This is a genomic window from Trebonia sp. (assembly GCF_030042015.1).
Classification (GTDB): domain Bacteria; phylum Actinomycetota; class Actinomycetes; order Streptosporangiales; family Streptosporangiaceae; genus Trebonia.
The window spans coordinates 1-11,307 of sequence record NZ_JASIAL010000002.1; the positions used below are offsets into that span (position 1 = coordinate 1).

Below are 11,307 nucleotides of genomic sequence, written 5' to 3' on the forward strand. Positions count from 1 at the left end.
ACCTGCGTCACAAGCAATTGTTTGTGTCAGTGTCTGACATTAGCATGTGATCTATTACGTCACCCACTGACGTAATAGCCGCAGCAGCAAGGGAGCTGTCACATGCCAGGACGAGTAGCAGGCAAGGTCGCCTTCATCACCGGCGCGGCGCGCAGCCAGGGCCGCAGCCACGCGATCCGGCTGGCCCAGGAGGGCGCCGACATCATCGCGATCGACATCGCCGGGCCGGTCAAGTCCGTGACGGGATACCCGCCCGCCACCGAGGAGGACCTGGCCGAGACCGTCAAGGAGGTCGAGGCGCTCGACCGGCGCATCGTCGCGCACAAGGCCGATGTCAGGGACACCACAGGACTCAGGCAGGCGCTCGACGACGGCGTCGCCCAGCTCGGCAGGCTGGACATCGTCTGCGCCAATGCCGGCATCTTCCAGACCAGCCCCGCGCTCGAGCTCGACGACGCAGGCTGGCAGGAGACGATCGACATCAACCTGACCGGTGTCTGGAACACCGCCAAGGTCGCACTGCCGCACCTGATCGCCAACAACGGCGGGTCGATCATCATGACGAGCTCGCTGGCCGGCCTCAAGGCGCTCGGCAACTCCATCCACTACAACACCGCCAAGCACGGTGTCGTCGGCATCATGCGGTCGCTGGCGAACGAGTTCGCCCAGTACAACATCCGGGTCAACAGCGTCCACCCGACCACGGTGAACACGATCATGATCCAGAACGAGCAGGTCTGGGGCCTGTTCCAGCCCGACAACCCGCACCCGACCCGGGAGTCCGCGGCACCGGTCTTCCAGGCGCTGAACGCGCTGCCGATCCCGTGGGTGGAGCCCGTCGACATCAGCAACGCGGTGCTCTTCCTCGCCTCGGACGAAGCCCGCTACATCACCGGCGTGACCCTGCCAGTCGACGCGGGCGCTTTCATCAGGTAAAAGGAGAACGACGAACATCATGGCAGGACGAGTAGCAGGCAAGGTCGCCTTCATCACCGGCGCGGGACGCGGCCAGGGCCGCAGTCACGCGATCCGGCTCGCCGAAGAGGGCGCCGGCATCATCGCCGTCGACATCCTGGGGCTCGGCGGGCTGGAGTCGCTGCTCGGCAGGGACCCGGACCTCGGCCCGATCTTCATGAACACGCTGCCCGTGGAGACCACGCAGCCGCGGGACATCAGCAACGCGGTGCTGTTCCTCGCCTCCGACGAGGCCCGGTACGTGACCGGGCTTGAGTTCACGGTCGACGCCGGGAACACGATCCGATGAGCGAGCGCCGCGGCGGCCTGGGCGCGCTGGCACACGTCCGAGACCGGGTCCGCGCCCGCGTGGTGGGCCGGGAACGGGAGCTCGACCTTGTGCTCGCGGCCGTCGCGGCGGGCCGCGACATCATCCTGGAGGGCCCGCCCGGCACCAGCAAGTCGACCCTGCTGCGGGCGATCACCGCCGAGTGGGGCATCCCGCTCGTGTTCGTCGAGGGCAACGCGGACCTGACGCCGGCGAAGCTGGTCGGGCACCACAACCCGGCCCGGGTGCTGCGCGAGGACTACAGCGCGGACAACTTCGTCGACGGGCCGCTGGTCGAGGCGATGCGCAACGGCGGGTTCCTCTACATAGAAGAGTTCAACCGGGCGCCCGAGGACAGCCTGAACACCCTGCTCACCGCGATGGCCGAACGCCGCATCGCCGTCCCCAGGGCCGGTGAGGTGGTCGCCAGGGACACGTTCCGGGTCATCGCGTCGATGAACCCCTACGACAACATCGGCACGACCCGGCTGTCCACCTCCGTGCACGACCGGCTGTGCCGGCTGGCGATCACGTACCAGGACGAGCAGGCCGAGCGGGGCATCGTGGCGCTGCGCGCGCCGCTGTCCGAGCTCAAGCCCGCCGTCTATGACCGGCTCGTCGCGGACGCGGTGGCGCTGACCAGGGCCACCCGCTCGCACGAGGACATCAGGCAGGGCAGCAGCGTCCGCGGCGCGATCGACCTGACGCTGGTAACCGGTGAGCTTCTCAAGCTCTATCCCGAACGGACCGTGGCGACTGTCCTAGACGAAACCCGCTACCGTGACGTGGTCTACGACGCGATGGTGGTCGCGCTCTCCGGCCGGATCTTCCTCGACGAGACCGTCGACGCCGCCCCCGAGCAGGTACTGCGGCAGATCTGGGAAGACCACTTCCTGCTCGGGCCGGCGGCGGCGGCCCCTGGTTGAAGAGCCGTAGCGGCGGACTCCCCCGTCCGCCGGCCTGGACAGGCGTCAGCGCGCCGCGATCCGGCCAGGGGCCTTCGGCCGCTGCGCCGCAAGCCGAAGGAGCTGACCGGGGAGCCGACGCTGCTCGACGTCTCGCCGGGCAGCGGCTCAGGGACGGTGCTGAGCGGCGGGCATCCAGGCAGCGGGAGGAATCCCCAGGCGGCGGGCAGCGGCGGGCCCGCCACGACCGACGAGGAGGAGGGAACGCTGGCCGCGATCACCGATCCGGCCGCCGTTCCGGATCCGGAGACGCTGCGCCGGGCGCGGGAGATCGCCGCGCGGCTGGCGGTGCCGCGGGCGCGGCGCGACCTGACCGCGCGCCGTGGCGCAGGCGAGCTCGCGAGCGTCCCCTACCGGGGCGGTTCTGACGACATCGACATGGACCGGACGGTGGAGCAGCTCGCGGAGCACCCGGTGCCAGAAGACGAGGACATCGTGGTGCGCGAGGCAGTCGCGACCCGTCGTTCGGTAGCACTGCTTGTCGATGTTTCCGGGTCGATGCGGGGAGAGCGGGTGCGGACAGCGGCGGCTACGGTCGGCGCGCTCGCGGCGGAGCTGGCGCGCGACGACCTCGCGGTGATCGCGTTCTGGTCGGACGCGGCGGTGCTGGCGCGCCTCGGGCGCCGGGTCGCGCCGCAGGAACTGGCGGCGTCGATCGCGGCGATACCAGCGCGCGGGCTGACGAATCTGGCGTTCCCGCTGCAAGTGGCGCGGCGCGAGCTCGCCAGGGTCCCGGCTCGTGACGCGAGGGTGCTGCTGCTGTCAGACTGCGTCCATAACGCCGGTCCCGACCCCCGGCCGTTCGCGGCGCGGCTGCCAAGGCTGGACGTCCTGCTCGACACGACCGGCGAGCAGGATCCCGACCTGGCCCGCGACCTCGCCCGGCTAGGCCGCGGCCGGCTCCGGAAGGTCCGCACCTACCGGGATGTAGCACCCGCCCTCAGTTCGTTCTTCAGCAGATAGAAACGGAGCCCCATGAGCGTCATCATCGTCGCCACCGCGTTCCCGGCCCCCGAGCACAAGGCCGAAGTCATCGCGGCCTTCGAGGCCGCCATCGCCCAGGTGCACAGCGAGGAGCCTGGCTGTGAGCTCTACGCGCTGCACGAGGGGCAAGACGGCCGCCTAGTCATGATCGAGAAGTACGCGTCGCAGGACGCGGTGGAAACCCACATCAAGGGCGCCGGCCTCGCGGACCTGCGGGCCGCCCTGGAGGGCAAGCTTGCCGGTCCCCTGGATGTGCAGGCGCTCGCCCCGCACCCGGCGGGGCTGGCGGGCAAGGGCGCGCTGTAAGCCCGCGTCCCGCGCGGTTTCGGAATTTGGCAAAAGGGTCGTGATGAGGTTATGGCTAACAAGTGGTTCGAGACCGTCGCGGTCGCGCAGCGGCGCGCCAGGAGGCGGCTGCCCAAGTCGGTGTACGGCGCGCTGGTGGCCGGCGCCGAGGCGGGCGTGACCAGCCGCGACAACGTGGCGGCGTTCTCCGAGCTGGGGTTCGCGCCGCATGTCGCGGGGCTGCCTGCCGCGCGGCAGATGGCCACGACCGTGCTGGGCCAGCCGATTTCACTGCCCGTGGTGATCTCGCCGACCGGGGTGCAGGCCGTGCACCCGGACGGCGAGGTCGCGGTCGCGCGGGCCGCCGCCGCCCGCGGCACCGTGATGAGCCTTTCGTCGTTCGCGAGCAAGCCGATCGAGGAGGTCGTGGCGGCGAACCCGCGGACGTTCTTCCAGATGTACTGGGTAGGCTCGCGCGATGACCTGGCGGCGCGGATGGACCGGGCCCGCAAGGCCGGCGCGGTCGGGCTGATCGCCACGCTTGACTGGTCGTTCTCGTTCGGCAGGGACTGGGGCAGCCCGCACATCCCGGAGAAGATGACGCTGCGCGAGATGCTCCGCATGGCGCCGGAAGGGCTGGCCCGCCCGGCCTGGTTCCTCGAGTGGGCCAGGACGGGGAAGTTCCCCGACCTGACCGTGCCGAACCTGCCGGCCGACGGCGGGCCGACGCCGACGTTCTTCGGCGCCTACGGGCAGTGGATGGGCACGACCCCGCCGTCCTGGGACGACGTGGCCTGGCTGCGCGAGCAGTGGGGCGGCCCGTTCATGCTCAAGGGCGTGACTAGGATCGACGACGCCAAGCGCGCCGTCGACGCGGGGGTGACCGCGATCTCGGTCTCCAACCACGGCGGCAACAACCTGGACGGCACGCCGGCCACGATCCGGCTGCTGCCCGACATCGCGCACGCGGTCGGTGACCAGGTGGAGGTGCTGCTCGACGGCGGCGTCCGGCGCGGCGGCGACGTGGTCAAGGCCCTCGCGCTGGGCGCCCGCGCGGTGCTGATCGGGCGCGCCTACCTGTGGGGTCTCGCCGCGGCCGGCCAGGCCGGCGTGGAGAACGTCCTCGACCTGATGCGCAGCGGCATCGACGCCTGCCTGCTCGGCCTCGGCCGCTCGTCGATCTCCGAGCTGTCGCCCGACGACCTGGTCATCCCGCCCGGCTTCACCCGCCGCCTCGGCGGCTGAGCGAGGCCCGGCCCGGGCCCGCCTCGCAGGCAACCCCAGCCCCGCTGGTACCACCATTCCCGCACCGCCCTCGTCCCGGCGCCGCCGACGAGGGAACGGGAAAGATCCTCGGCCCCCCAGCTCCGAAAAGCCTTCCCGATAACCGCCCTGCCCCCGTAGGCGCTCACTCAGGATTTCTGGTACTTCACCGCGTCCGCGTGGAAGGCCGCGAGCGCGTTCGCGTCGCCTTGCAGGAGCCAGTCATGGCCGGCGTACTTGTTGTAGTCGAACCAGATGAAGCCGATGATCTTCGGCGTCGTCTCCAGGCCGTGGAACAGGCTGTCGATCTGCGGGACGCGCTCTCGCCCGGGGTTCGCGCCGGTTTCCGTGATGAGGATGCTCTTGTCAGTGAAGGCGCTCAGCTGGCTGATCGTCCGGTCGAACACCGAGCTGAACGTGTCCGTGACAGTGAGGAAGTACCCGTCGAGCCCCACATACGTCACGTACTGGTTTCCCGGATACCACGGCTTAAGCGCGGTGGTACTGGGCAGCGAGACGTTCGGATTCCATATCCAGAGCACATTCCTGGCACCGTTCTCCCTGAAGATCGTCACGATGCGGCGCCACGCGGCCACGAACGTCGCCGCGGACGTGTGCGTATAACCCCAGTACCACCAGGGGCCGTTGAACTCGTGATCGAAGTCGATGGCTATCGGCGAGGAGTAGGCGGCCACCGCGCGCGCGTAAGCAATGAAATGCTTGTCCCACTTGCCGGCCGTGATCTGCGTCAGCGGAATGGTGTCGGAGTCGATCTGCACGAGGGGCAGGACCCCCTGCGCGCTGATCTTGGCCACCGTGGCCGGATGGAAGGCCAGCGTCATCGGCGTATACCACGACGCGATCTCGGCAGGTATTCCCGTTTCCTTCTCCAGCTGCCGGAACGTCGCCACGTCGTGCGGGAAATTGGGTGTCGTGTAACCGATGATCTTTTTCCCCAGCTGCATCTGGGCAATCGCCGGCATCGACCTCGGGTCCGCTTGAGCCGCGGCCTTGTCCGCGACTTGGCTGACGGCACTGCACGCGCTCACGGGAAGCACTGCCGCCGTGGCTATCGCCAGGACGCAAATGGCCCGGCGCATGCCGCTCCGCATGCCGCTCATACCGCGACCTCTGCCTTCTGCTGCCGGGTGCCCCATCCCGCTGCCGCCTTCTTGCACGTGAATATGCCGTACAGGCGAAGTATCTTGAGAAATGTCATTGACCAGGCGACCGCCAATATGCTGGCGCAGAACGTGTCAAGAAGATCGGCCATGCTGTCGTCGCTGCGCCGGTACTGAAATATCCGCATGGAACCCGCGTAAGCGAAGGTGGCCGCCGACCAGAGCATCAGCGGTATCACGTGCAGCCCGGCGTGCCAGTACGCCAGGCTCACGATCACCATGGTCGTCGAGACGAAGAGCGACCATACGGAGGCCACCGTGAAAAGCCAGCCCAGGGAGGCCACCGGCAGGTACCTGATCCGCCAGATGCTGCGGACGGTCGATCCTCTCATCCACCGCATCCACTGGCGCATGTGGTGGGAGAGGTTCTCAGGGAAAAGCGTGAACTGCACCGCCGTCGGCTGCTGAACCGTCCGTCCTTCGAGCAGGCTGAAGAGCGTGAGATAGGAGTCGTCTGACATGCTGACCGGACGGCCGAAGAACGTCTCCGACTCATAAGCCGTCAGGTACCGTCGCACGACGTCGCCCCGGTACAGCGCGAAAGTCCCGCGGTTGACCAGCACCTGCCCGCGCACGGACTGCGCCGCGCACACGGTCACCTGCCAGATGAGCTGGCGGCACGCGGCAATGCGGGTAAGCCAGTTCCGCTTCATGTTCAGGCCCATCTCGATCCCGGCCACGGAGGTCACTCTCCGGTCGACGAACGGCTTCAGGCCTTCGCCGATCGCCCGGCGTTCGAGGACGGTGTCTGAGTCCAGCGTCACGAAAATGTGCGCGTACGTGCTATTCCTGAACGCTATCGCCTGGGCGTGCCGCTTGCCGGAATTCGGCTGGCGGAGCCAGTGAAAGCGCACGCCGTATGGCCTCATCTGCCCCCAGTACGTGCGCACCCCTGGGTAAGCGACCGTCGACCCGTCGTCGATGACGACAACCTCTTGCGGAAGGCGTTCCTGCTCCATGACCGCGCGGATACACAGGTCAAGCGCGGCCGGATCCTCGTTGAAGACGGGAATGACCACGGTGACCCACAGGCTGTCCAGAACGCCCTGCTGCCGCGGCGTCACCGTGTAAGGCCTCTCCAGCCACGCCAGCGCATAGATAGCCAGGTTGTAGCCGAAGATCAGGATCCAGACAGCGATCACGGCTATCTGCATTGTGCCGTGCTCAGGGATAATCGCCCTGCGGACCGCCTCCGTGAATACCACCAGCGTGACCGCGAGTAGGAACAAGGGGACGCGCCAGAAAACGCGGAACGTGACACGCGGGATTTGCGTCACACGTCACCCGCCTTCCGGCCGCGGCGCCAGCCGAAACGGATCGCCATGCAGACGACGACGGCGACGGCCGTCCAGAATCCCAGGACACCGAGCTCAATGTGAATGAAAGTGCTCACGGGATCACCCTTTCCCATACTTCGCTTGGCGTCGCCGCATGCCCGGGCCACGGGACAACGGACACCCGCCGGTAATACAAAGAGTGCTGAAGGGCAGCTCTGACGATGTCGTAGTCCTGCGGCGCGAGCAGGTCATTAGCGTCTATCTCGACCACGCCGTAATAGCCCCGGGCGATCCCGTCCGACGCCGCCGCCAGTCCGGTCAGCCCGTCGAGAGCCGCGGTCGCCGGAGAGGTCACCTGCGTGGCGCTGAGCTGCAGGTAATATTGCGAAACGCTCGTCGCGTACATAAGGCACGGGCAGCCGTCCGCGGAGATGGCGGCGGCCATGGCCGGCATCGTCTTGCTGAACGAAGGCCACGTCGCGTAAAGGAAGTCCGCCTGGGATTGCCCGGGAATGACCAGGACGACCGCCGCGAGCGCGGTCATCGCCGCGGCCCAGGCCGGCTTGACATCGATCCGCGACATGCGCTGGATCGCGTACCCGCCGATGATGCAGGCGAACCACGCGCCGAAAACCACGTGCTTGTGCAGGGACGTCGTGGTGGCGATCCTGGCCTGCTCCAGCGGTGCCAGCGCGGCGGCGGCCAGCAGCACTGCCGCGAGGGTGAACCTGCGCCTGCCATCGCTCAGCGAAAGGAAGGTACCGAGTGCGGCGATCACCACCAGCGCGCCCAGCCAGCCCCAGGACATCAGCAAGACGGCTTCCGGGGTGGAGTTCGACGGCAGCTTCCTGGCGACGGTCGTGAACATGATGCCGTGCACGTACTGGGATCCGGCGACGTGCAGTGCGCAGGCCAGCAGGATCGCCACGTATCCGGTAAGGCGGAGGCCGCGGAAGATCCCCCGGCGAACGCCGCCGCGAGCCACCAGGCCCGCTAGCGCGAAAACAACAGGGTCCCACAACACCGCCGCGTATTTCGCCGCGTCGGCGAGCACGATCAGCACCGCGGCGAGGATCAGCAGGAACTCGCCAACGCGTCCCGATGCGCGGACAGTCAGCCAGCTCGCGGCCGCCAGCAGGAACAAGGCCATGGCATCGTAGGTGGCGAACGCCCCGAGCACCTGCGTCATGCCGAAGACGGCGAACAGGGCGGCGCCGCCGATGCCGGCCATCCGGCCATAGAGCCGGCCGCCGGTGCCGTACAGGCAGCACGTCGCCGCCAGCATGAAGCAAAGCGACAGGATCCGGGCGCCGGCGAGGCCGTCGACAGCCGCCAGCGCCGCCAGCGGCGGGTAAACGACAGGCGCGCCTGAGAAGTACGAGGGGAAGTCAGGGACCGGCGTGCCGCGCAGCCAATGCGACCATTCCAGGCGCCCGGCCCATATATACAGCGCCTCGTCCTGAAATGCCGTGTTGCTCCAGACGAGCCGCAGCGAAAGCCCGGCCTGAACGAGCAGGATCACGAAGAGCTGCCACGGCAGGCGGGTGGCCAGCCAGCCGCGCGGCTCGCGAGCCGGAAGCGGCAGCTCACCGGTGACCCATGGCGGCAGCCTGACCTTGGGCGCGATACCCAAAGCGGTCGCCTCGGCCTGCTCACCCGCGACGGTCCGCAGATGCCCGAGCCCGGCAAGCTGCGCGCCGGTGCGCGGGCCGGTGTAAGCGGGAGAGGCCGGCTGCTCACGGTCGACCCGCAGCCTTACCACCCCCTGTGACATGAGATCATCGCTGGCTCAGCTGTGGCATCGCAGGCATCGCCTATACACAAGGATGTGTGATCTCGACGCCCGCGAACCCGGTTATGCGGATCGTGTCAGGAAAAGTCCGGTTGTGAGCGATGCCAGCGCGGCGCGCACGCGGCAGCTAGCGGGGCGTGGACCCGGCCGGGCCGGCAGCGGAAGATAGAGCACATGCGTTTCGTCCACGACAACCTGCCGCAGCGGGTCTGCTTCGGATCAGGCGAGGCCGCCGCGAGCCTGCAGCGCGAGATAGCCAACCTCAACACGTCGCGGGTCATGGTGATCGCCGCCGAGGCCGAAAAGGACCTCGCCGAGGGGATCACGAAGAGCCTGCCGATCGCGATCTGGCACGACGACGTGGTGATGCACGTCCCGGTCCCTGTCGCCGAGCACGCCCGCGAGGCCGCGGCGACAGCGAACGCGGACGTCCTCGTCAGCGTCGGCGGCGGGTCGACGACCGGCCTGGCCAAGGCGGTCGCGATGACCACCGGCCTGCCGGTCGTCGCGGTGCCCACCACCTACGCCGGGTCCGAGGCGACCCCGGTGTGGGGCCTGACCGAGGGCGCGCGCAAGACCACGGGCATCGACCCCGTCGTGCTCCCGAAGGTCATCGTCTACGACGCCGCGCTGACCCTGTCCCTGCCCGTCCCGATGAGCGTGGCGTCGGGCCTGAACGCGCTCGCGCACTGCGTCGACTCGATGTGGGCGCCGAACGCGGACCCGATTAACGCCGCGTTCGCCGCCGAGGGCATCCGCTCGCTGGCCGAAGGCCTGCCACGGGTCGTCGCGGACCCGTTCGACCTGGACGGCCGCGAGCACGCCCTGTACGCGGCCTACCTGTCCGCGACCGCGTTCGCGTCGGCGGGTTCGGGGCTGCATCACAAGATCTGCCACGTGCTCGGCGGCGCGTACAACCTGCCGCACGCCCAGACGCACGCGGTCGTCCTCCCCTACGTGCTCGCCTTCAACGCGCCCGCCGCCCCCGAAGCCGAGCGGCGGATGGCGCAGGCGTTCGGCGCCAGCCGGGCGATCGACGGCCTGCAGGACCTGCGGCGCGAGCTGGACGCTCCCCGCGCGCTGGCCGACTACGGCTTCACCGAGGACGCCATTCCCGCGGCGGCCGAAGCGATCCTGCCGGCCGTGCCGCCGACCAACCCGCGCCCGGTGACCGGGCAGGACCTGCGCCGCCTGCTCCGCGCCGCCTGGTCAGGCGCTGACCCAAGGGAAAAGAGCTAAGCTAAGCCGTGCCCAGGGAGGTCCACCCGGACCAGGCGCCGTTCACCTGCGCCTGGTAGGCCGCGGCGAGCCGCTAAGACGATGAAGAGGTGCAGGTAGCGGCTGATCGCTGTCAGCGTTTCGTCGCTGACCTTGCCTAGCGGCCGCCCGGCTCGCTGGTCGGACATGGCGCGGACCTGCTCGGTCATCGCATAGGAGATCTGCTTCAGGCCGGTTCGGTGGTCCGCTGGGACCTCGATGTGATGAGCGAGGCCGCGGTCCCGGCTGGTGAGCGGCACCGCGAGGAACAGCCCGGGAATCACCGAGTACCGGTGGTGCGACACCACCACGACCGGACGGATGCCGCCCTGTTCCCGCCCGGCTACCGGACTAAGGTCGCACAGCAGTACCTCGCCGCTGGTCACGAGTTGTATTCCGGGTACTCGTCGGCGGCGGTGGAGGCTAGGTCACCGAGGCCCGCCGATGTCCACTCGGCGGCTTCGGCCTGATACGCCGCCATCTCCTCCCGGCTCGCAGCCAGCCTGCGGTAGCCGGCTTCGATGCCCTGCCACATCATCTCGTCCATCATCGCCCGCAGCTCAGCGCCCAGGCTCCGGCCGTTCGCCGCGGCCTGCGCGGCGAGCCGGTCCCGCAGCTCAGTTTCTACGCGTATGGTCGTCATAGCCATGAAAGAAGTATACGTCAATAGCGTATATGACCCTGCTCGCCGCCGCGGCGCTCGGGAACAGGGAACGGAACTTGCGCCATGACGGTACGGTCTGCCGGATCTTTTCACGCTCCGTTCTATCCATTTCAATGGTACCCTCTATGGTATGCATGCAGCCATCGACAAGGCAGGCCGGCTGGTTATTCCGAAGGTCCTGCGGGACAGCCTGGGCCTAGTGCCTGGCGAGGTCGAAGTGACCCCGGACGGCGCCGGGCTGCATATCGAGCCGCTGGCCAACGACTACCTAACGGACGAGGACGGCTTGCTCGTTATCCCGGCCGCCGATGTCACCGTGAGCGACGATCTCATCCGGACGCTCCGCGATGCCGACCA

13 protein-coding genes are annotated in these 11,307 nt (G+C 68.5%); 8 read left to right on the forward strand and 5 right to left on the reverse strand.

Going from position 1 to position 11,307, the window contains the following annotated elements; all coding sequences use genetic code 11:
* The first annotated feature begins 102 nt into the window (after positions 1-102).
* The 6 genes from Q1N79_RS00040 to mftD all read left to right on the forward strand — a co-directional run bounded on the left by Q1N79_RS00040 (position 103) and on the right by mftD (position 4,761).
* Positions 103-936: a mycofactocin-coupled SDR family oxidoreductase gene (locus Q1N79_RS00040; protein ID WP_300602485.1), complete on the forward strand. Its 834-nt coding sequence runs from the start codon at positions 103-105 to the stop codon at positions 934-936.
* Between the two features lie 19 nt (positions 937-955).
* A complete protein-coding gene (locus Q1N79_RS00045; protein ID WP_300602487.1) occupies positions 956-1,264 on the forward strand; it encodes an SDR family oxidoreductase in 309 nt (102 codons plus the stop codon).
* Positions 1,261-2,208 (forward strand): MoxR family ATPase, encoded by a 948-nt coding sequence (locus Q1N79_RS00050; protein ID WP_300602490.1) that lies wholly within the window; start codon positions 1,261-1,263, stop codon positions 2,206-2,208. The genes Q1N79_RS00045 and Q1N79_RS00050 overlap by 4 nt, the downstream gene beginning before the upstream one ends.
* Positions 2,209-2,364: 156 nt before the next feature.
* The gene (locus Q1N79_RS00055) at positions 2,365-3,210 is read left to right on the forward strand and encodes a VWA domain-containing protein (RefSeq protein ID WP_300602493.1); all 846 of its coding nucleotides are present in this window, start codon (positions 2,365-2,367) and stop codon (positions 3,208-3,210) included.
* A gap of 12 nt (positions 3,211-3,222) precedes the next feature.
* Positions 3,223-3,537: a putative quinol monooxygenase gene (locus tag Q1N79_RS00060; protein WP_300602496.1), complete on the forward strand. Its 315-nt coding sequence runs from the start codon at positions 3,223-3,225 to the stop codon at positions 3,535-3,537.
* 51 nt (positions 3,538-3,588) lie between these two features.
* The gene (mftD, locus tag Q1N79_RS00065) at positions 3,589-4,761 is read left to right on the forward strand and encodes a pre-mycofactocin synthase MftD (RefSeq protein WP_300602499.1); all 1,173 of its coding nucleotides are present in this window, start codon (positions 3,589-3,591) and stop codon (positions 4,759-4,761) included.
* A gap of 167 nt (positions 4,762-4,928) precedes the next feature.
* Here mftD and Q1N79_RS00070 read toward each other — a convergent pair whose 3' ends face one another.
* The 3 genes from Q1N79_RS00070 to Q1N79_RS00080 all read right to left on the reverse strand — a co-directional run bounded on the left by Q1N79_RS00070 (position 4,929) and on the right by Q1N79_RS00080 (position 9,011).
* Positions 4,929-5,744, reverse strand: coding sequence for a glycoside hydrolase family 26 protein (locus Q1N79_RS00070; RefSeq protein WP_300602501.1), 816 nt, complete (start codon positions 5,742-5,744; stop codon positions 4,929-4,931).
* A 152-nt stretch (positions 5,745-5,896) separates the two neighbouring features.
* Positions 5,897-7,102 (reverse strand): glycosyltransferase, encoded by a 1,206-nt coding sequence (locus Q1N79_RS00075; RefSeq protein WP_300602504.1) that lies wholly within the window; start codon positions 7,100-7,102, stop codon positions 5,897-5,899.
* Positions 7,103-7,349: 247 nt separating this feature from the next.
* On the reverse strand, positions 7,350-9,011 hold the full coding sequence (locus Q1N79_RS00080) for a hypothetical protein (RefSeq protein ID WP_300602506.1): 1,662 nt from the start codon (positions 9,009-9,011) through the stop codon (positions 7,350-7,352).
* 192 nt (positions 9,012-9,203) lie between these two features.
* On the opposite strand from Q1N79_RS00080, the gene Q1N79_RS00085 reads away from it, so the two are divergent.
* On the forward strand, positions 9,204-10,268 hold the full coding sequence (locus Q1N79_RS00085; protein ID WP_300602509.1) for a maleylacetate reductase: 1,065 nt from the start codon (positions 9,204-9,206) through the stop codon (positions 10,266-10,268).
* On the opposite strand, the gene Q1N79_RS00090 is transcribed toward Q1N79_RS00085, so the two are convergent.
* Together Q1N79_RS00090 and Q1N79_RS00095 are read right to left on the reverse strand one after the other, a co-directional pair.
* Positions 10,265-10,672, reverse strand: coding sequence for a type II toxin-antitoxin system PemK/MazF family toxin (locus tag Q1N79_RS00090; protein ID WP_300602512.1), 408 nt, complete (start codon positions 10,670-10,672; stop codon positions 10,265-10,267). The genes Q1N79_RS00085 and Q1N79_RS00090 overlap by 4 nt on opposite strands.
* Positions 10,669-10,935, reverse strand: coding sequence for a hypothetical protein (locus tag Q1N79_RS00095; RefSeq protein ID WP_300602515.1), 267 nt, complete (start codon positions 10,933-10,935; stop codon positions 10,669-10,671). Before Q1N79_RS00095 ends, Q1N79_RS00090 begins: the two co-directional genes overlap by 4 nt.
* Before the next feature lie 145 nt (positions 10,936-11,080).
* Between Q1N79_RS00095 and Q1N79_RS00100 the strand changes: the two genes are divergently transcribed.
* Positions 11,081-11,307, forward strand: a 227-nt coding sequence (locus tag Q1N79_RS00100) for an AbrB/MazE/SpoVT family DNA-binding domain-containing protein (protein WP_300602517.1), incomplete at its 3' end; no start/stop codon positions are given.